We start from the raw sequence: 20282 nt of genomic DNA, 5'->3' as shown, positions 1-20282 counted from the left end.
CGCCTCCTTTATTGGTGTTGAAAGGGAATTTGAAGCGCCGGGCGTCCGAAGCATCTAATCCCTCCGCCGGTACAAACCGGATCAGGTTCAGCGGGTTGGCTGGATTTCCCCATGCCTCTCAGCCGACGCGTGTGAACACGTCAGGCACCCCGTTAGAGCGGTTCAACAAATAGGGCCGTGCCGCAGGCCACGCAAGCGGTAGTTTGCCGGCCACGAACCAACGTCGCGGCCTTCCGTTTCGGCCGCCGGACTGGTAATGCGCTGCCATGACCCGGTTCACCATACTCCTTGGCGGCGAGCTTTTGCGCACGCCGCTCGTCGACCGTCAGGTCGCGGGCAGCCGTGTTATCGCGGCCGATGCCGGCATTCGCCACGCCACCACCCTGGAACTGATGCCGGAGCTGTGGCTCGGCGATTTCGATTCCGTGCCGGCTGACGTCGATCCGCGCTTTGCCGACCTGCCGCGCGAGACGTTTCCTGAGGAAAAGGACAAGACCGACGGCGAACTCGCTATCGCGGCGGCACTCCAGCGCGGCGCGACCTCGCTGGTGCTCGTCGGTGCCTTCGGCGGCCCGCGCGCCGACCATGCCTTTCTCCACCTCGCTCTGGCGCTGCGGCTTGCCGAGGCTGGCACCGAGGTGATCCTGACCAGCGGGCGCCAGGAGGCGCATCCGCTTTTGCCGGGCACGATGAGCTTCGACTATGACGACGGCACGTTGTTTTCCGTACTTGCTTTTTCCGAACTGTCTGGCCTGTCCGAAGAGGGCGCCAAATGGCCGCTCAACGGCGTCGACGTGCCGTTCGGCTCATCGCTGACACTCTCCAACGAAGTGCGGGGCACCTTGCGTGTTTCGCTCGGTAGCGGCCGCGCGCTGCTTCTCGCCCATCCCTTTCCTGCCTTGGAATTCTGAACATGGCGCCACCGCTTCTCAATCTTGACGGCATCCGTCTGACTTTCGGTGGCACGCCGCTGCTTGATGGCGCATCGCTGTCGGCGGCTTCGGGCGACAAGATCGCTTTGGTCGGGCGCAACGGGTCGGGCAAGTCGACGCTGCTCAAGATCGCTGCCGGGCTGGTCGAACCGCAGGATGGCGTGGTGTTCCGCCAGCCGTCGGCGACGATCCGCTACCTGCCGCAGATGCCCGACATGGATGGCTTCGCTTCGGTGCGCGCCTATGTCGAGGCTGGTCTCGGACCCGCAGATGACCCGCACCGCGCCACCTATCTGCTCGACCATCTTGGCCTCACCGGCGAAGAGTCTCCGGCCGACCTGTCGGGCGGCGAGGCGCGGCGTGCCGCCCTTGCCCGCGTCATGGCGCCCGAGCCCGACATCATGCTGCTCGACGAGCCGACCAACCATCTCGACCTTGCCGTTATCGAGTGGCTGGAGGAAGAACTGATCCGCACCTCATCAGCGCTGATCGTCATTTCGCACGACAGGCGTTTTCTCGAGCGCGTCAGCCGCAACACGGTTTGGCTCGATCGCGGCCAGACGCGCCGGCTCGACCGTGGCTTTGCCCATTTCGAGGAATGGCGCGACCAGATTCTCGAGGAGGAAGAGCGCGACCAACACAAGCTCGGCCGCCAGATCGTGCGCGAAGAGCACTGGCTGCGCTATGGCGTGACGGCGCGGCGCAAGCGAAACATGCGCCGGCTCGGTGAGCTGCAGACGATGCGCCAGAGCTTCCGGGGCCATCGCGGTGCCGAAGGCGTGGCGACGATGGTGGCGAGTGAGGCGGCCGAATCCGGCAAGCTGATCATCGAGGCCAAGAACATCGACAAGGCTTTCGGCGACCTCGTTGTGGTCAAGGACTTTTCCACCCGCATCCAGCGCGGCGACCGTGTCGGCCTGGTTGGGCCGAATGGCGCCGGCAAGACGACGCTGCTCAAGATGCTGACCGGCGAGCTTGAGCCCGACGCCGGCACGATCCGGCTCGGCGTTAATCTTGAGATCGCCACCCTCGACCAAAAGCGCGAGGCTGTCGATCCGCACGAGACACTGTCGAGCTACCTGACCGACGGGCGCGGCGAAAACCTTGTCATCAATGGCGAGCAGCGCCACGTCGTCTCCTACATGAAGGACTTCCTGTTCAAGCCGGAGCAGGCGCGCACGCCGGTGCGCGAGCTCTCGGGCGGCGAACGCGCCCGGCTGATCCTGGCGCGTGTTCTGGCACGCCCGGCCAATCTGCTGGTGCTCGACGAACCGACCAACGATCTCGACATGGAGACGCTGGAATTGCTGCAGGAACTGGTCGCCGGTTTTGCCGGTACCGTCATCCTCGTCAGCCACGATCGCGACTTCCTCGACCGTACGGTGACCAGCATCATCGCGCCCGACGTCGAAGGCCGCTGGATCGAATATGCCGGTGGTTATGCCGACATGCTGGCCCAGCGCGGCGGCACCAAGCTTGAGGACCGGAAATCGCGCAAAGCCGCCAACGGCCAGGCGTCAGGTGGCCGCGGCGAGCCCGAAGCGCCGAAGGCAGCATCGAAGAAGCTGTCGTTCAAGCAGAAATTCGCGCTCGAAAACCTGCCCAAGAAGATGGAAGCGGTGACAGCTTCGATCTCGCGGCTGGAAAACCAGATCGCCGATCCGGCCTTCTACGAGCGCGACCCGCATGGCTTCCAGAAGACCATCGCTGCCCTCGACAAGGAACGCGAGACGCTGACTGCGCTTGAAGAAGAATGGTTCGAGCTGGAGATGCTGCGCGAAGAACTCGAGGGGTAGGCAAGCAGTTGCATATCCATATCTATGCGCATATATTGTGCGCATAGATATGGAGGGCGACAATGTCCCGCTTGGCTAATCCTGTGGTTCGAAAGCCTACGAATCTTTCACTCGATGCGCAGCTCGTCGCAGATGCAAAGAGCCTTGACATCAACATCTCGCGCCTCGCCGAAGAAAGCATCGCGAGAGCTGTGGCTGACGAGAAGACGCGGCGCTGGAAGATCGAGAATCGCGACGCTATTGAAAGCCTGAACAAATATGTCGAGGAACACGGGCTACCGCTGGAAGAGTTCCGGCAGTTCTGATGGCGCGGTTCGACATTTTTATGAGCCCGACTGGCGTCGGCTATCTACTTGATGTCCAAGCCGATTTGCTGGACGGGTTCAGGACACGGGTCGTAGTGCCGCTTTTGCCCAAGACCGAAAAACTGAACCTTGTACGCAGGCTCAACCCGGTCTTCGTGATCGACGGCAAACACTATGTGATGTTCACCCACCTGATTGCGACCGTACCGGTCGCGCGGCTTGGCGAGGTGAGATCCAATCTGCTCGCCAGTCACGACAAGATCACCGACGCCCTGGACATGCTGTTCCAAGGCTTCTGACGCGGACGTTCGTCCGCGTCAGCCAGATCATTGGTGTGATGCGAGAGACTTATCCCGCAGCCTTGGCCTGCCAGGCCTTCATCGCTTCTTCGAACACCCTGTCGCCCGGAATACCCTTTTCCAGGGTGAACAGCGCGCGGCGGCCGGATTTGTAGACCACCGGAACGTCGATCCAGCCCTGGCGGCGCAAAAGATTCAGGTTGGCGTCAACCTCGGGCTTGTTGTCGTTGAGCGCGACGAGGAAGAAACCGTCGGCGATCTTGGCCGGAATGCCAAGCAGCGAATTGCCGGCGTCCTGCTCGGAGCTCTTCATCGCCACCCGCAGGATGTTTTCGATGCCGCCGCCCTCGAAGCCGTCAGGCGTCAGGAAGATCATCTCGAGGATATGGCTCGCCGGCAGCGTCTTGTCGGCGTTGCGGCGGATCGTCATGCGCAGCTGGATGTCCTTGCCGGGAATGGTCGCCTCGGCACGGATCGCCGGTTCCGGCGGCAGGTCGCCGCCTGGCGATTCCTGCACCACTGTCCAGACCACGGAGCCGGATTCAGCCGAGCCTTGCGCTACATTGGTGCGCTCTTCGTAGAAGATCGCCTTCTGGCCGACGGCCACCTGTGCGTTTGCAGCAGGCGGTGTCGTCGTCGCCGCGCCACCCCCGGCAGGTGCTGCTGGGGTCGTTGCTGGTGCGGGCTCGGGCGTGGCCGGCGGTGTCGCGGGGGGCGGCTGGGTAAGGGCGGCGACGGAGGTGCCTTCGCCGACACCGTTGGTGCCGCTTGCCGGACCCGGATCGACTTCCTTGCCATCGGCCGTCATGCGCTGGGTGAACTTGCCCGGCTCGCCATTGGCCGGCGCCTGGGCTGCCTGGCCGCCATTGGCGGGCGGCGGCGTTGCTGCTTCACTTGCCGGCGGTGCGGTCTCGGCAGGCTTGTCGGCGCTGGAACCCGAAAAGGCGGCGCGGTTCGCCCACAGGCCATAGCCACCGGCACCGACAACCGCAACCGCAAGGGCAGCGGCGATGAGGCCGCCGCTGATGCGCTTGCGCGGGCGCTGCCGGGTGTTCTGGAACGGATCGACGTCATCGCTGGCAGTTTCTGCCGCACGGTCGTCGTCGCCAGCTACCGCTACGTCCTCGTCCTGATCATGGCTTGTTGCCGAAAAGTCAGGCAGCGGCTCACGCGCTTGCGGTACGTATGCCGGGGCAGAGGGGCCCGGAATAGGGGCGGCGGCAGGCGGCGGCGCTGCCGGGGTCACCGGGCGGCGAACTTCCGGCTCGGGCAGCGGACGGCTATAGGTCGGCTGGTCCTTGTTGCGAGCGATCGACGTAAAGACGTTTTCGAGCTCTGCCAGCGGATCGTCTTCCACCGGCTTTGCGCTGAATTCCGCTTCGACGGTCGCGATGGCGTCCTCGAGCGATTTCGTCTGGCGTTCGGCGACAGCTGCGGGCGGCTGCGGATTGAGGGCGGCGAGCTTGGCCGCGATGGTGCTGCGGGCCTTGTCGTAAACCCGCGCGCGCATCGCCGGCGTGGTGTCGCCCATGCCATCCAGCGTCTTCTTCAGAACCGCTACGAAGTCTGCCATTCTCTCGTCGACCTATCTCTTCTTCTGGGCCGCGCCGCGTCCGGCGGCAAATCAGCCGCCGGGAAGGAGCCAAAACTAGTCTTCAAACGGGTCGGTCACAAGTATGGTGTCGTCCCGCTCGGGGCTGGTGGAAAGCATGGCCACCGGCGCACCGATCAGTTCTTCGATGTAGCGCACATACTTGACTGCCTGGGCAGGCAAGTCATTCCAGCTGCGTGCGCCGGCTGTGGTGCCTTTCCAGCCTTCAAGCGTCACGTAGACCGGCTCGACACGGGCCTGTGCGCCTTGGCTCGCCGGCAAATAGTCGATCAGCTCGCCGTCGAGCATGTAGCCGGTGCAGACCTTGATCTCTTCGAGGCCGTCGAGAACGTCGAGCTTGGTCAGCGCGATGCCCTTGATGCCGTTGACGGCAACAGCCTGGCGCACCAGCACGGCGTCGAACCAGCCGCAGCGGCGCTTGCGCCCGGTCACCACGCCGAACTCATGGCCGCGGGTGCCGAGGAACTCGCCGACTTCGTTCTGCTGCTCTGTCGGGAATGGACCTTCGCCGACGCGCGTCGTGTAGGCCTTGGTGATGCCGAGCACGTAGTTGATTGCGCCCGGACCAACGCCCGAACCGGCAGCAGCCTGGCCGGCAACCGTGTTGGAGGAGGTCACGAAGGGATAGGTGCCGTGGTCGATGTCGAGCAACGTGCCCTGCGCGCCTTCGAAAAGGATGCGCTCGCCGGCACGGCGCTTGTCGTCCAGCACCTTCCAGACGCGGTCCATGTAAGGCAGGATCTCGCCGGCAACCGATGTCAGCTCGGTCATGATGGCTTCGTGCGTCACCTCGGGGTGGCCGAGCCCGCGACGCATCGCGTTGTGGTGCGTCAGCAACCGGTCGACCTTCTGGGGCAGGGTATCCAAATCCGCCAAATCCATCACCCGAACAGCGCGGCGGCCCACCTTGTCTTCATAGGCGGGGCCGATGCCGCGACGAGTCGTGCCAATCTTCGTCCCCGAATTGGAGGCGGCGTCCTCGCGGAAACCATCCAGCTCACGGTGCAGCGACAGGATAAGCGCTGTGTTTTCGGCTATTTTCAGGCGATCCGGGCCGATTTCGACGCCCTGGGCGCGGATTTTGGCCAGTTCAGCGACAAAGGCATGCGGGTCGAAGACCACGCCATTGCCGATGATCGACAGCTTGCCTTCGCGCACAACGCCGGAGGGCAGCAGCGACAGCTTGTAGACCACAYCGTCGACCACCAGCGTGTGACCGGCATTGTGCCCGCCCTGGAACCGCACCACCACATCGGCGCGCTCCGACAGCCAGTCCACGATCTTGCCCTTGCCTTCATCGCCCCACTGGGAACCGACGACCACCACATTGGCCATGATATTTTCCTTCCGACATCGCGGGCCGGGCCGCGAACAGTGCAAAATGACAGGCCTCTATAACGCCAAGCAATTGGATGTGCGACCTTTCTTTGCCGTCCGAGGCACAACAAATTCCACCTTTCGGCGCATTTACTTGTCTGGACCCAGCACCTAGGCCGGCATGTAACCTGTCGCCAGCGAAAGTCCGGTCGCATGAATCGAAAAGCCTATGTCCTGCTGTTGCTGACCACCCTGTTTTGGGGCGGCAACGCGGTGGCGGGCAAGCTCGCTGTCGGCCATGCTTCGCCGATGTTGCTGACGTCGTTGCGCTGGGCGTTCGCCGCCGCAATCCTCGGCGCTATCGGCTGGCCTCAGTTGCGGAATGACTGGCCGGTCGTGCGCAAGCATATCTGGTTGCTGGTCGCTTTGGGCGGTTTCGGCTTCACGGCGTTCAACGCGGCACTTTATTCGGCGCTGAACTTCACCTCGGCAATCAACGCCAGCATCGAGCAGGCGGGCATGCCGATGGTCATCTTCGCAGCCAATTTCCTCCTGTTTCGCATGCGCGTCACTTTTGGCCAGATCATCGGCTTCCTGCTGTCGCTCACCGGTATCGCGCTTACGGCCGGCCATGGCGACCTGAGGACGCTGGTGGCGCTCGACATGAATTTCGGCGACGCGCTGATGCTGATCGCGGTGCTGGTCTACAGCGCCTACACGGTGGCGCTGCGCTTCAAACCCGACATCCATTGGCTAAGCCTGATGATCGTGATGACTTCAGCCGCCTTCGTCACCTCGATCCCGTTTGTCGTTTGGGAAATCGTCACAGGCCGCGTGGTCGTTCCGGACGCCCTGGGTTGGGCGATCACTGTCTATATGGTGTTGTTTCCGTCGATCCTGGCGCAGATCTTCTACATCAGGGGCGTCGAGCTGATCGGTGCAAACCGTGCGGGCCTGTTCATCAACATGGTGCCGATTTTCGGAACGCTGCTGTCGGTGATGATCATCGGCGAGGCCTTCCAGGCCTATCATGCAGTGGCCATCGTGCTTGTGCTCGGCGGCATCTGGCTTGCGGAGCACAGTGGGCGCAAGATGGCGCAACCTTGACGGGAACGCGAGGCCGACACCCAGCGTTGAAATAGGCCGCCGCTGAAAGGCATTGGCGGCGGGTGCGAATATGGGCGAGGCGCGCATGCGAGGTTTGCGAACGGGGCTGTTGCATGCAAGGCCGCGTGTTCTCTTCGGCGCCCTGCAAGGCTGGAGCCGAGCAGATCTTGGCGGCGACATGGCCGCGGGATTGACGCTTGCGGCCATCGCCATTCCCGAGCAGATGGCGACCGCGCGGCTTGGCGAATTCTCGCCCGAGATCGGCTTTTTCGCCTTCATCGCCGGCGCTGTGGCATTCGCCGCTTTCGGTGGCAGCCGCTACCTCTCGGCGGGTGCGGACTCCACGATTACCCCGATCTTCGCCGGCGGACTGGCGCTGGTCGCGACGTCAGGCTCGCCGCAATATGCCAGCCTTGCCGCCATGCTGGCGCTGATGGTTGGGGCGATTGTCATTGCCGGCGGACTGCTGCGGCTCGGCTGGATCGCCGACCTGTTGTCCGTGCCGGTCACCGCCGGTTTCCTGGCCGGCATCTCGATCCACATCATCATTTCGCAATTGCCCGAACTGCTTGGTCTGCCATCCGGCAGCGGCGATGTCTTTCACAGGCTGGCAGCGGTCTACGCAGCTCTCGGCCAAGTCAATCTGCTCAGCCTGGCGCTTGGTGTCGGCGTGTTCCTTATGGTGTTTGTCGGCGAGCGCATCAGTCCCCGCATCCCGGGCGCGCTGATCGCGTTGGCACTGGCGACGTTGGCTGTGACCCTGTTTGGCCTTCAGCAACATGGTGTTGCCGTTTTGGGCGTTTTGCCCGACGCCCTGCCCAAGCTTGCGATACCCAGCGTGGCACTTGAGGATATGCGCACTCTGGTGCCGATGGCCCTGCTGATCTCGCTGGTCATCATGGTGCAGACGGCCGCCACCACGCGTTCATTCGCCGGCAGGGAGGGTGTGGGGCCGGACGTGAACCGCGATTTCGTCGGCATCGGCGCCGGCAGTCTGGTGGCCGGCCTGTTCGGAGCCTTTCCTGTCAATTCCAGCCCGCCACGCACCGCCATCGTTGCCGAAACCGGCGGACGCTCGCAGCTGGCCGGACTGTTCGCTGCTGCCATCGTCCTGCTGTTGCAGTTGTTTGGCACAAAATTGCTCACCAACGTGCCCCAGGCGACACTGGCCGGCATCCTGATGTTCATCGCGCTGCGCATCCTGCGCTGGCCGACCTTCGTCTCGACCTTCCGCCAGGCGCCGGTGGAGTTCGCGCTCATTGTCATCACCGCTCTCGCTATCGTTGCCTTGCCCATCGAGATCGGCGTGGCCACCGGTATCGGCCTGTCGCTGCTGCATGGCCTATGGGGCATGACCCAGGCTCGGGCGATCGAATTCGAGCGTGTGCCCGGCACCTCGATCTGGTGGCCGCCGGCGGATGGCAGCGAGGGCGAGCGCATCGACGGCGTGCTGGTCGTTGCGTTCCAGGCGCCGCTGTCCTTCGTCAATGCCGAACGCTTCAAACGTGGCATCGAGGCGATGGTCTCGACGCGACCCGGGTCGCTGGAACACGTCGTGTTGGAAGCAAACAACGTCACCGACATCGACTACACCGCAGCAGCCGCACTGTCCGACGTGATCGCCTTTTGCCACGATGTCGGCCTGACCTTCTCCATCGCCCGGCTGGAATCGGTACGGGCGCAATCCGCGCTTGCGCGTTTCGGCATAACCGCAGCTTTGGGCCCGAACCGGATTTTCCGCAGCGTCGACAACGCGATAGCAGCACTCGGCACGGAGGCTGCACCGGTCAAAGGGAGCAACTGACATGGCAAACGAAACCAAACCGACGCTACAGCCGGTTCTGGTCGATGATCTGCGCCCCACCCAGATGACGGTCGGTCTGCGCGAAGTGGCGGTGAAGCGGAGCGCATTGCGCGCGCTGCCATCAGCCAAGGCTGGTGCCTTCCTCGGCCATCACTTCATTCCCGTGGTTTTTGGACCGAAAGGTCGCTACCACATCGTCGACCATCATCATCTTGCGCGAGCCTTGTACGAGGAGGGGCTGCGGGAGGTTTTTGTCAACGTCATCAGCGACCTCTCGCGGCTCGACAAGGAGGCGTTTTGGGTCGTGCTCGATAACCGCGCCTGGATGCATCCTTTCGATGCATCGGGCAAAAGGCGGGCTTATGCCGATATCCCGAAGTCAGTCGACAAGCTCATCGACGACCCCTATCGCAGCCTCGCTGGCGAGGTCAGGCGGCTGGGTGGCTATGCCAAGGACACCACGCCCTTCGCAGAGTTCCTGTGGGCCGACTTCTTCCGTCGGCGGGTTCCCGTGGCGCTTCTCAATGACAATTTCGACAAGGCATCGCAGCAGGCCTTGCAACTGGGCAGGCAAGCGGAGGCAAGCTACCTCCCAGGCTGGAGCGGGCCGGACGCTTGAAGAGTGTTCTCCAAAGAAAAAGGCGCGGAACAAGTCCGCGCCCTTCAGCCTTGGGAGGCGGTTCTTAGAACCCGTTGATGTCGAACTGCAGGCGCCTGGCCGAGTCGATGGACTTATGGTCGCGTACCTTGGCGAGCACGTCTTCGGGGAAGGGCGCGTCGAGATAAAGCAGTGCGATGGCATCGCCGCCCGGCCGGTCGCGACCGAGCTGGAAGTTGGCGATGTTGACGCCGTTTTCGCCGCACACAGTACCAAGCAGGCCGATGATGCCCGGCGCGTCGGCATTGGTGGTGTAGAGCATGTGCTGGCCGACCTCGGCGTCGAGATTGATGCCCTTGATCTGGATGAAGCGCGGCTTGCCGTCGGAGAAGCAGGTGCCGGCGATCGAGCGCGTCATGTGCTCGGTCTTGACCGTCAGCTTGATGTAGCCGTCGAAGACACCCGACTTGTCGCGCTTGACCTCGGCAACGATGATGCCGCGCTCCTTCACCATGATCGGCGCCGACACCATGTTGACGTCGGAGACCTGCGGCCGGATCAGGCCGGCAAGGGCAGCACTGATCAGCGCCCTGGTGTTCATCTGCGCGATCTGGCCGTCGAACAAAATCTCGACCTCGGTGATCGGGTCTTCCGTTACCTGGCCGACAAAGGCGCCGAGCACTTCGGCGAGCTTGACGAACGGCTTGAGCCGCGGCGCTTCCTCGGCGGTGATCGAGGGCATGTTGATGGCGTTGGAGACCGCGCCCTTGACCAGATAGTCGGCCATCTGCTCGGCGACCTGAAGGGCGACGTTTTCTTGCGCTTCCGAAGTCGAGGCGCCGAGATGCGGCGTGCACACGACGTTGTCCATGCCAAACAGCTCGTTGCTCTCGGCTGGCTCGACCTCGAACACGTCGATGCCGGCACCGGCCACCTTGCCGCTCTTCAAACCGGCGATGAGGTCCTTCTCGACGATGAGACCACCACGGGCGCAGTTGATGATGCGCACGCCTGATTTCATCTTGGCGATGGCCTCGGCATTGATGATGTTGCGCGTCTTGTCGGTCAGCGGCGTATRCAGCGTGATGAAGTCGGCGCGGGCGAACAACTCGTCGAGCTCAACCTTCTCGACGCCCAGTTCCTCGGCGCGATGCTCGGAGAGGAACGGATCGAAAGCGACGACATGCATCTTGAGGCCGACCGCGCGGGTGGCGACGATCGAACCGATGTTGCCGCAGCCGATCAGGCCGAGCGTCTTGCCGGTGATCTCGACGCCCATGAAGCGGTTCTTTTCCCACTTGCCGGCATGCGTCGAGGCGTTGGCCTCAGGAAGCTGGCGGGCAACGGCAAACATCAGCGCAATCGCGTGCTCGGCGGTGGTGATCGAATTGCCGAAGGGCGTGTTCATGACGATGATACCGCGCCGCGAGGCGGCGGGAATGTCGACATTGTCGACGCCGATGCCGGCACGACCGATGACCTTGAGGTTGGTCGCAGCCGCGATCAGCTTTTCGGTGACCTTGGTCGCCGAGCGGATGGCAAGGCCGTCATACTGGCCGATGACTTCGAGCAGCTTTTCCTTGTCCTTGCCGAGGTCGGGCAGATAGTCGACCTCGACGCCACGATCCTTGAAGATCTGGACGGCGGTGGTGGAGAGTTTGTCGGATACGAGAACGCGGGGCGCCATAGCTGCCTCCTTGAAGAGTGATCAAACTGTTCGGGGAAAGGGCGGCCCGGAGGCCGCCGCAGGTCAGGTCAGGCCGCAGCCTTGAGCGCTGCCTTCTGATTGGCGAAGGCCCAGTCGAGCCATGGCATCAGGGCAACAAGGTCCGAGGTCTCGACGGTGGCACCGGCCCAGATGCGCAGACCGGGAGGTGCGTCGCGGTAAGCGCCGATGTCGAAGGCAACGCCTTCCTTTTCGAGTGCTGAAACCATGCCCTTGGCGAATGCCGCCTGGCCGTCCTGGTCCAGGCCGGCGACATCAGGATCGACGATCGACAGGCAGACCGAGGTGTTGGAGCGCGTTTCCGGCACGACGGCCAGATGGCCGAGCCAGTCGGACTTCTGCACGAAGCCGTCGATGGTAGCGAAATTGGCGTCGGCACGCGCTACCAGAGCATCGAGCCCGCCCAGGGCCTTGGCCCATTTCAGCGCATCGAGATAATCCTCGACGCACAGCATCGACGGCGTGTTGATGGTCTCGCCCTTGAAGATGCCTTCGATCAGTTTGCCGCCCGAGGTCATGCGGAAGATCTTGGGCAGCGGCCAGGCCGGCTTGTAGCTCTCCAGCCGCTCGACAGCGCGCGGGCTGAGGATCAGCATGCCATGCGCGCCTTCGCCGCCGAGCACCTTCTGCCAGGAGAAGGTGACGACATCGAGCTTGGCGTAGTCCATGCGCTGGGCGAAGGCCGAGGACGTGGCGTCGCAGATGGTCAGGCCCTTGCGGTCGGCCGGAATGAAGTCGCCATTGGCGACACGGACGCCCGAGGTCGTGCCGTTCCAGGTGAAGACCACGTCGCGGTCGAAATCGACCTTGGCGAGATCAGGCAGCTCGCCATAGGGCGCTTCGAACTTGCGGACGTCTTCGAGCTTGAGCTGTTTGACCACGTCGGTGATCCAGCCCGCGCCGAACGACTCCCAGGCAACCATGTCGACGCCGCGCTCGCCGAGCAGCGACCACAGCGCCATCTCGACAGCACCCGTGTCGGAGGCCGGAACGATGCCGATGCGGTAATCGGCGGGAACCTGGAGAATCTCACGCGTCAGCTCGATCGCCTGTTCGAGCTTGGTCTTGCCAATCTTGGCGCGGTGCGAGCGGCCAAGCGGTGCATCGGCGAGGCCCTGGAGCGACCAGCCGGGACGTTTTGCGCAGGGACCTGAGGAGAAATGGYGGTTCGCCGGACGGAGTCCGGGCTTGGTGACGATCGTCATCGTGGTTCTATCCTTCCAGATAGCTGGCCCCTCGTTGGGGAGGGGTGGCCCACGGCGGGAAATACAGAAATGCCCGGAAATCCGCAAGAGGCAAAAGAGTTTGCGGTCGACAATCTTGCAGGTTCGTGCAGGTGCGATCGGAACGGAGTTAGAACATGCCAAGAGAAGTGGCACGCCAGTGACACGGTCTGTTCTCGGGACGTTCCCCTTAAGGCAAGGCGCTCAGCTATGCGAGGCATTCACTTGCACGATTGGCAGAAGCGCCGGCACGTACGAGCCGCCATCCGTTGATTTGGTCGAGGAAATCACCAGGTTTTTGGCGAAGTACCAACACAGCGAGAAGCCACGAACCATTCTACATTGAGGTGATCGGTAATGGCCAACACAGGTCACGTACTGCCTGAGCAAAAGATGCCAAGCTGATCGTCGTGGCGGCGTTCAACCGCGATGCCGAGGGCGACCTTCAGCCCGCGTTCGATCCCCGAGAAATGCAGAGCGAAGAGGCCGCTGCGCGCTTGGTCAAGATGGTCGAGAGCGAACATGCTGGCGTCATCGCCTGGTCTCGCGATGCTAACCCAGCAATCGGGGAATACGGCGAGCCAAAGATTTATATCAGAGTGGCGAAGTGCCGGACATGGAATGAAGCCTCCGGGCCGCATGGATCGTCGCCAATGCGGCGGCAGCTTGGCAGATGTGGTAGGTGCTTTGACTTGCTCTACCCCGAACGGGTGATGTTGCTGTAAAGATACACTGAGATCGACTTGAATTACCCTCCAGTTGCAATGCTATTACTACAWATACTAATCTGCATATTATTTGAGACTATTTTTCGGTGGATGCGGCAATGAAAAATATTCTACTTTTGTCTGGCGGGTCAATCGCTGTCACCGGCAGCGTGCTTTCTCACAATTCGACATCGTCATCCTTGCCCAAGGTCCTAGCCACGGGCGCGCTGGCGATGGCACTGGCCACAGTGCCGGCAATCGCAGGAGGCGGCGATGGCGGCGGATCGAACGGCGGGTTTGGCGGTGGAGTCGACGCCGACTATCGAGGTTTACCCGGACAAGACGGTCGAAGATCGGCCGTCGGCGGTGGAGGCGGTGGGCCAGGCGCCGCTGGGGGAAACGGCAGTGATGACCTCGCACCAGGTGACTCTGGATCTGGTGGAGCCGCGGGATCTGCAGCGGGTGGCAATGGGGCATCTGGCGGGGATGCTACCGACACTGCGCTCGCTGGCGGCGGTGGCGGCGGCGGTGGCGGCCATGGATACTCGGGCTCCGTTCTTTCTGGAGACTCCTTCTTTGGTGGGAACGGAGGCCGCGGAGGAAACGCACCGGGCGATGGAGTTCTCGGTAATGGCGGTGATGGCGGCGGCGGCGGGGCCGGCGGCTACGGTGCCGTCGTGATTGGAGCCGGGACGGACATCATGCTTTCCGGTGTCAGCCTGACTGGCGGACACGGAGGCGCAGGTGGTGCTGGAAGATTCGAAGGTGGAGACGGGGGCGATGGTGGAGCCGCATTAGCCTATCGAGGATTGTCGCTAACCATCCAAGGACACCTTGTCGGCGGCGCCGGCGGTGATTTTGGAGAGAGTCTACTCGGGTTATCCGTGGGCGATGGTGGCAACGGCGGCTCGGGTCTGATCTTCGGTGCTCAAAGCCTGATCGTATCGGGTGAAATCCTCGGTGGTAGCGGCGGCGGCAATGGCGTCGTAAATGGGATCAATGGCGCAGGAGGAACCGGCATCGATATTGTCCGGGATGGTGTTGCGATCATCAACGCCGGGACCATCTCGGGTGGCTTGTCGGGTGATGGGGTAACCCGCGCGAACGCCATTACCTTCGCAGGCGGGGCCAATCGATTGGAGTTGTGGGCAGGAGCGACGATAAACGGCACTGTCGACGCCAGCGCGGGCAGCAGCAGTACACTTGCATTCGGTGGCAACGAGAACGGCAGTTTCGATCTGTCGCAGATCGGTGCGACGGTACAATACCGCGGGTTCCAGACGTTTGAGAAGTCCGGCAGCAGTGTCTGGACCTTCACCGGAACCAGCCTCAATCCATTGTCCTGGACGGTCGACGCCGGCAAGCTGATCGTAAACAGTTCGATTGCCGGCTCGGCGGTGACGGTTTGGTCCGGCGCAACGCTCGGCGGCACGGGCACGGTCGGTGCGACGGTCATCCAGTCAGGGGGCATCCTGGCGCCAGGCAATTCGATCGGCACCTTGAACACCGGGGCACTGACCTACGCGGCCGGCGCGATCCACGAAGTCGAACTGGCCCAAGGCGGCAACACGGCCGGCATCCACAACGACCTGATCTTGGCGAGCGGGCTGGTGAGCATCGATTCCGGTGCCATCTTGCGCGTTGTGCCGGAAAACGGCACCGATACCGGTGAATTCTACGTGCCTGGGCTCACCTACACGATCATCACCTCGAGCGTCGGCGTTGATGGCAGCTTCGGCTCGCTGATCGACAACTACCTTTTCCTCGATTTCGTCGATAGCTACGATGCTAACAACGTCTATGTGACCAGCCAGCTCGGGGCCGATGTTTCCTTCTGCCTGCCCGGTGCGACGGCCAACCAGTGCGCGGCTTCGAAAGCGGTGCAGTCCTCGGCGCCGAGTGCGCTCTTTTACGCCATCGCCAACATGACCGACGAAGACGTGGCGCGTGCCGCCTTCGACCAGCTCTCCGGCGAGACCCACGCCTCCGCCAAGGGCATGCTGCTCGACGACAGCCGCTTTGTCCGCGACGCCGCCAACGACCGCATCCGCTCGGCTTTCGGCCAGCCGTCGGCGACCTCTCTGCCAGTCTTGGCCTATGGCGAAGGTGGCGCCGAACTCGCCGCGGCCGATACCGACCGCTTCGCTGTCTGGGGCAACGCTTTCGGTTCATGGGGTGACAATGACAGCGACGGCAATGCCGCCACGTTCGACCGCTCCATCGGCGGTCTCTTGATGGGCGGCGACGCACTGGTCTTCGATACCTGGCGCGTAGGTCTGATGACCGGCTTCAGCCGCTCGTCCTTTGATGCTGACGACCGTGTTTCGTCAGGCGACGCCACCAGCTACTATCTCGGCGCCTATGGCGGCAGCCAATGGGGCGCTGTGTCGCTGCGCACCGGCGCTGCCTACAGCTGGAACAGTGTCGAGACCAGCCGTGCAGTGGCCCTGCCTGGCCTGTCCGAGGTGCTGGCTGCCGACTATGATGCAGGCACGGCACAGGTCTTCGGCGAGGCCGGCTACCGCATCGATACGACGGCAGTATCGTTCGAGCCCTTCGCCAATCTTGCTTATGTCAATGTGCGCACCGACGCGTTCACCGAGACCGGTGGGTCAGCAGCGCTTTCACAGGCGAGTTCGAACACCGATGCGACCTTCACCACGCTTGGCATCCGCGCCTCGGACGATTTCGCGCTCGGCACCATCAACGCAACCGCACGCGGCATGATCGGCTGGCGTCACGCCTTTGGAGATGTGACGCCCCTGTCGACGCTGGCCTTTGCCGGCAGCGACGCCTTCACCGTCACTGGCGCACCGATCGCCAGGGATGCCGCTGTCATCGAGGCCGGCCTCGACTTCGACATCGCGCCCAAAGCCAAGCTCGGCCTTTCCTATGCCGGACAGTTCGGTTCGGGCGTGTCCGACAATGGCGCCAAGATGGATTTGAGCGTAAGCTTTTGAGKGCAGTGGGGTTCCACTCGATGGCCTGCTCGAGCTTGGCCTTGCCGATCTTGGCGCGGTGCGAGCGGCCGGGTGGGGCGTCGGACCAGCCGGGACGTTTTGCGGCGGGAGCAGACGAGTTGTGCCCGATTGTCGCATTTGCCGGGCTCGCTCCTTGAGTGCCCAACGTCATGGCCATGCCTTCGTGGGGATGAAAGATCAGGCTTCGGCCGCCCGGGTTGATCCCCCCGGTATCCGTCTGTAGGACGGCACCCAGGCATCGACGGAGCGGAAATTTGGCTATCAGCAGGCGTTCAGGCTTGTCCTTCTGGAAGACCTCATCTGAGGCAACCAGGGAGGCCGCGCGCGGCAGGCTTTCTGCGATCGTGCGCCAGAATATCGACGGGCTGGTGGCCAGGTTCTACGAGAACTTCCTCCGCGACGAGGAGGCATCGGCCTTCTTGAGCCATTCGGTCGTGCATGAGCGCCTGAGCCATTCGTTGCGCAGATGGCTGCTCGACCTTATCGAAGCGGACCCTCATTCCGGCCTCGATGCCTTTGACGCGCGTCAGATCAAGATCGGCGAGATCCACGCCCGGCTGAAAATCCCCAACCACCTGGTCATGGAGGGCATGGGCCTTCTCAAGACGGAGATCGCTTGCAAAGTCGCCGAACTCGATCTGGAGTCGGCATCGACCGCCCACACCTTGATCTTGCTGGACGAGATCATCGACTACGCCATGAGGTTGATGAGTGCCGCCTATGTGTCCGACACCAAGCGTCGGGTACAGACCGACGAGGCTTTTCGCCTGCTCTCCTTGGGACAGGACATCAATCTCGAGCGCGAAACCCAGCGTGCCACGCTCATGGAATGGAGCCAGTCCGTTCTCTTCAACCTGCTTGGTCACGGTAGCAATTCAGCGCCGGGCTACCTTGCAGCGTCTCCGTTCGGTCTTTGGGTTCGGCATCGGGGAGCACTTCTTTTCCAGGGCTCACTCATCCTGGAGAGCATCGAAAAGCTGATCGGCGAAATCGATGGCGAAGCTTTGCGCTCGATCGATGGCAATCAGCCGGCATCGGTAGCCGAGTTCCAGCGCCGCATCGAGGAGATCAAGTTCCTTCTCAACGATCTCTTTCAAGCCGCGGCCAGTCTCGAGAACGGTCGGGACCCCCTGACGCGGGCACTCAATCGACGCTTTCTTCCCTCGGTCCTGGGGCGTGAAATCACCCTCGCCAAGAATGCGAAGACCCCACTCAGCGTTCTCATGCTGGACGTCGATCACTTTAAGGCGATCAACGACAGATATGGTCACGCCGTCGGCGATATCGTTCTAAGACATACCGCAGAGCTTCTTTTGAACGCCGTCAGGCCCAGCGATTTCGTCTTCCGCTACGGCGGCGAGGAATTCCTGATCGTTTTGGTGGAAACCGACCGGACCGAGGCTTGCGCCATTGCCGAGCGGATCCGCCAACAGCTGGCGGAGCAAGAAGTTTCGGTGCGGGATCGGGACGTATTGTCGGTCACTGCGTCCATTGGCGTTGCGACCTATGAAGGCCATCCAGACTACGAGTATCTCGTCGATGCCGCCGACAAGGCTCTCTATCGCGCCAAGAAGGAAGGCCGCAACCGCGTGGTCATGGGTGTGGCCAACTAATACGTCAGGAGCGGCTGGGCCGCTTCTTTCCCTTGGCGTGGACCTCGCGCGGTGGCCGTGGTTGACAATGATGGCCTGGTGGCCGACATACCCGCCATGCTTACAGTTTCCTTTGCCCACATCGTCATCTGCAAAGGCAGCCTCCTCATAGGCTGATTGCCTGGTGCCACTACCTGCGAGAGCAAGAGCGGCACCAGGATAGCGAGATCCATCACCCAATAATTGCATATGCGCCGGCTACGCGAGTTGCTGCGCTCGTAATTGCGCGCGCTCGCTAACGCCCGGACGCCATCATTTGGACTGATCCGAAATGACCTTCAAATACAGCTTCACGTTCCCTATCAGCGGTGGGAACAAATTGCCTCGCTTCAAGGATTGGGCTGCCGTGCATGCGCCGGAAATCGAGGTCAGCCTCCCGCCCCAAGTTCCGGTCAAGAGCGAGGCCATGACGATACGCCTCAAGTCCGCCGATGACCGGCAAAAGCTCCTGACCAAACTGGCTGGTGTAGAGTTGTAGCCTCAAATGGCGGTGGCGGGCCAAGCTCGCCACTGCCGGGCATCGCCCTGCGCCCCGCCGTCTCATGAGCGGGCTCCGGTCGGTTCTTTGACGGCAAAAGATTGCCGCACAAGCGGGCGAAGATCGTTGAACCGGTCAGAAACGAAAACGGCGGGCCTTCGCCCGCCGTCATTTTCGATTGTAGGATCAAGAATTTACCAAAGGTCGTAGCGCAGGCCGACCTTGACCTGGTGATAGTCGACGCCCTTCTTGTTGGTGAGCGTGTTGAAGTCGACATATTCGAGATCGGGCGAGGTCAGATACTGATAGCCGACATCGATCGAGGTGTTCTGGGCGACCCTGTAGGCGACGCCGGCGCCAACCGAATAGGCCATCTTGTATTGCGTATCGTGTGAATAGAAGTTGCGCGTCGGGTCCTGGTCGGTGATGCTCGCTCGCTGGCCCGAATAAATCAGGCCAAGGCCCGCACCGACATAGGGCGTGAAACCGGCGATTGTTCCGAGATCGGCATAGACATTGGCCATACCGCTCCAGACATTGTTCTCCAAGGAAATCGTCGTGATGCCGTTGGTCGCGTCGTAGCGGTCGTTGGACAGGAAGCCGAGATTGAGTTCGCCGCGGAAGTAGTCGGTGAAGTGATAACCGGCGCCAATGCTGCCTGTGACATGCGTGTTGCGCGTGTCGACGCCCCGCAGCGTGAATTCATAAGGCGTGTCGTTGAAATTGTAGCCGATGTCGCCGCGCAGGTACCAGCCGGAGCCGACTTCCACGGGCACATATTCCGGTGCCTCCTCAACGACAACAGGCGGTTCATAGTCGGCAGCGATTGCTGCCAGCGGCCAAAGCATGGTCGCAGCCAGCGCCAGCGCCATGCGAGACGTCAATGTCATGATCGCATTCTCCCGAGATGGCGCCGGGGTGTTGCCTGAGAATCCAGCCGCCTTTCATGTCATCATTAACCATAGAGGTTAAGTCGCAGTTAAGGATAACAGGTGGTTAGCGGGCGTTTTGCAGGGCGGCTGCGCAAAGAAAAACCGCCCGGCGAACCGGGCGGTTTGATGTAATGGGTAGGGCCGAACTGGTCGCTTAGTTCAGCGAATAGCGCACGCCAAGCTTGAGATCATGCGAGGTGATGTTGTTGAACTTGAAGCCTTCGGCCCCTGCTACAGCGGGGTCGTCGTTGTAGAATGTGCCAGTGCGCGCATCGCCCAGATTGACGAAGCTGTAGCCAAGGTCGATCGTCATGCGTTCGGTGGCCTTGACGCCGACACCGGCGTGAAGCGCCCACGCGAAGTTCCACTGGGAAGCGTCGCCGGCGTAGCCAGCGCCGCTGCGCTCGACATTGACGTCACGGAAGCCTGAAATCGTGTTGCGCGATGCGCCGATGCCCGCGCCCACATAGGGCGTAATGCCGTAGAAGGTGCCGACATCCGCGTAGGCATTGGCCAACATCAGCCATTCCGACTTCTTGGCGCTATAGTCGTTGGTATAGAAATTGTTGGTACCGCCATACCTGACAAAGTCGGTCGCATTGAAGTCGGATGCGCCGCGATATTCCACGGAGACGTCACCACGCAGGAAGTCGTTGAACTGATAGCCGATGCCGCCACCGAAGATCGGCGCAGACGCGAATTTCCCCTCGTGAGGCCATGAGTGTTCCAAAATGGCGGGGTTTTCGAACAATACCGAATTCAGATCGCCGAGCTGCTGGTTGCTCATGCCGATATGACCGCGCAGATACCAGC

Annotated in this window: 18 protein-coding genes, 1 pseudogene and 1 riboswitch; of the genes and pseudogenes, 11 read left to right on the top strand and 8 right to left on the bottom strand. The window is 62.2% G+C overall.

All coding sequences use genetic code 11. The features are described from left to right. Positions 1-41 precede the first annotated feature (41 nt). Positions 42-162: riboswitch (TPP riboswitch) on the bottom strand. A 104-nt stretch (positions 163-266) separates the two neighbouring features. From AC1DWF_RS13125 to AC1DWF_RS13110, 4 genes are all read left to right on the top strand, one after another. Continuing rightward, a complete protein-coding gene (locus AC1DWF_RS13125) occupies positions 267-911 on the top strand; it encodes a thiamine diphosphokinase (protein WP_476783064.1) in 645 nt (214 codons plus the stop codon). A gap of 2 nt (positions 912-913) precedes the next feature. After that, a complete protein-coding gene (locus tag AC1DWF_RS13120; protein WP_476788171.1) occupies positions 914-2728 on the top strand; it encodes an ABC-F family ATP-binding cassette domain-containing protein in 1815 nt (604 codons plus the stop codon). Positions 2729-2790: 62 nt separating this feature from the next. Continuing rightward, on the top strand, positions 2791-3033 hold the full coding sequence (locus AC1DWF_RS13115; RefSeq protein WP_476804259.1) for a type II toxin-antitoxin system CcdA family antitoxin: 243 nt from the start codon (positions 2791-2793) through the stop codon (positions 3031-3033). Continuing rightward, complete coding sequence (locus tag AC1DWF_RS13110; RefSeq protein ID WP_476783061.1) at positions 3033-3332, top strand: CcdB family protein; 300 nt, start codon at positions 3033-3035, stop codon at positions 3330-3332. The genes AC1DWF_RS13115 and AC1DWF_RS13110 overlap by 1 nt, the downstream gene beginning before the upstream one ends. A 49-nt stretch (positions 3333-3381) precedes the next feature. On the opposite strand, the gene AC1DWF_RS13105 is transcribed toward AC1DWF_RS13110, so the two are convergent. Then, positions 3382-4905, bottom strand: a complete 1524-nt coding sequence (locus tag AC1DWF_RS13105; protein WP_476788172.1) for a hypothetical protein — start codon at positions 4903-4905, stop codon at positions 3382-3384. Positions 4906-4980: 75 nt separating this feature from the next. Further along, positions 4981-6279 carry an adenylosuccinate synthase gene (locus AC1DWF_RS13100; protein ID WP_476841739.1) on the bottom strand — a complete coding sequence of 433 codons (1299 nt, stop codon included), beginning with the start codon at positions 6277-6279 and terminating at the stop codon, positions 4981-4983. A 195-nt stretch (positions 6280-6474) separates the two neighbouring features. Between AC1DWF_RS13100 and AC1DWF_RS13095 the strand changes: the two genes are divergently transcribed. The 3 genes from AC1DWF_RS13095 (at position 6475) to AC1DWF_RS13085 (ending at position 9791) form a co-directional block, all read left to right on the top strand. After that, positions 6475-7368, top strand: coding sequence for a DMT family transporter (locus AC1DWF_RS13095; protein ID WP_476783058.1), 894 nt, complete (start codon positions 6475-6477; stop codon positions 7366-7368). 178 nt (positions 7369-7546) lie between these two features. Then, positions 7547-9172 (top strand): SulP family inorganic anion transporter, encoded by a 1626-nt coding sequence (locus AC1DWF_RS13090; RefSeq protein WP_476788173.1) that lies wholly within the window; start codon positions 7547-7549, stop codon positions 9170-9172. A 1-nt stretch (position 9173) separates the two neighbouring features. Continuing rightward, on the top strand, positions 9174-9791 hold the full coding sequence (locus AC1DWF_RS13085) for a ParB-like protein (protein WP_476783056.1): 618 nt from the start codon (positions 9174-9176) through the stop codon (positions 9789-9791). Between the two features lie 64 nt (positions 9792-9855). Here the strand turns inward: AC1DWF_RS13085 and serA are convergent, their stop codons facing one another. The 3 genes from serA to AC1DWF_RS13070 form a co-directional block, all read right to left on the bottom strand. Continuing rightward, positions 9856-11457: a phosphoglycerate dehydrogenase gene (serA, locus tag AC1DWF_RS13080; protein WP_476841738.1), complete on the bottom strand. Its 1602-nt coding sequence runs from the start codon at positions 11455-11457 to the stop codon at positions 9856-9858. A gap of 68 nt (positions 11458-11525) precedes the next feature. Then, positions 11526-12701 carry a phosphoserine transaminase gene (locus tag AC1DWF_RS13075; protein ID WP_476841737.1) on the bottom strand — a complete coding sequence of 392 codons (1176 nt, stop codon included), beginning with the start codon at positions 12699-12701 and terminating at the stop codon, positions 11526-11528. 389 nt (positions 12702-13090) lie between these two features. Next, positions 13091-13243, bottom strand: coding sequence for a hypothetical protein (locus tag AC1DWF_RS13070; RefSeq protein ID WP_476783530.1), 153 nt, complete (start codon positions 13241-13243; stop codon positions 13091-13093). Between the two features lie 456 nt (positions 13244-13699). Here AC1DWF_RS13070 and AC1DWF_RS13065 point away from each other — a divergent pair, with 456 nt between their 5' ends. Both AC1DWF_RS13065 and AC1DWF_RS13060 read left to right on the top strand, forming a co-directional pair. Continuing rightward, the gene (locus tag AC1DWF_RS13065; protein WP_476783531.1) at positions 13700-14107 is read left to right on the top strand and encodes a hypothetical protein; all 408 of its coding nucleotides are present in this window, start codon (positions 13700-13702) and stop codon (positions 14105-14107) included. Positions 14108-14310: 203 nt separating this feature from the next. After that, positions 14311-16386 carry an autotransporter outer membrane beta-barrel domain-containing protein gene (locus tag AC1DWF_RS13060; RefSeq protein ID WP_476783532.1) on the top strand — a complete coding sequence of 692 codons (2076 nt, stop codon included), beginning with the start codon at positions 14311-14313 and terminating at the stop codon, positions 16384-16386. Positions 16387-16402: 16 nt separating this feature from the next. On the opposite strand, the pseudogene AC1DWF_RS13055 reads toward AC1DWF_RS13060, so the two are convergent. Next, positions 16403-16558 (bottom strand): annotated as a pseudogene (locus AC1DWF_RS13055) (phosphoserine transaminase); the annotation flags it as partial. A 127-nt stretch (positions 16559-16685) separates the two neighbouring features. On the opposite strand from AC1DWF_RS13055, the gene AC1DWF_RS13050 reads away from it, so the two are divergent. Both AC1DWF_RS13050 and AC1DWF_RS13045 read left to right on the top strand, forming a co-directional pair. Beyond that, a complete protein-coding gene (locus AC1DWF_RS13050; protein WP_476783533.1) occupies positions 16686-18020 on the top strand; it encodes a GGDEF domain-containing protein in 1335 nt (444 codons plus the stop codon). 310 nt (positions 18021-18330) lie between these two features. Next, on the top strand, positions 18331-18537 hold the full coding sequence (locus AC1DWF_RS13045) for a hypothetical protein (protein WP_476783534.1): 207 nt from the start codon (positions 18331-18333) through the stop codon (positions 18535-18537). 194 nt (positions 18538-18731) lie between these two features. Here the strand turns inward: AC1DWF_RS13045 and AC1DWF_RS13040 are convergent, their stop codons facing one another. Together AC1DWF_RS13040 and AC1DWF_RS13035 are read right to left on the bottom strand one after the other, a co-directional pair. Further along, a complete protein-coding gene (locus AC1DWF_RS13040; protein WP_476783535.1) occupies positions 18732-19427 on the bottom strand; it encodes an outer membrane protein in 696 nt (231 codons plus the stop codon). A 196-nt stretch (positions 19428-19623) separates the two neighbouring features. After that, positions 19624-20282: outer membrane protein (locus AC1DWF_RS13035; RefSeq protein WP_476841736.1), on the bottom strand; the 659-nt coding region annotated here is incomplete at its 5' end.

This window comes from Aminobacter sp. P4_D5 (assembly GCF_056401815.1).
Note: the sequence above shows the minus strand (reverse complement) of the source record. Positions and strands in the feature narration are given on the sequence as shown.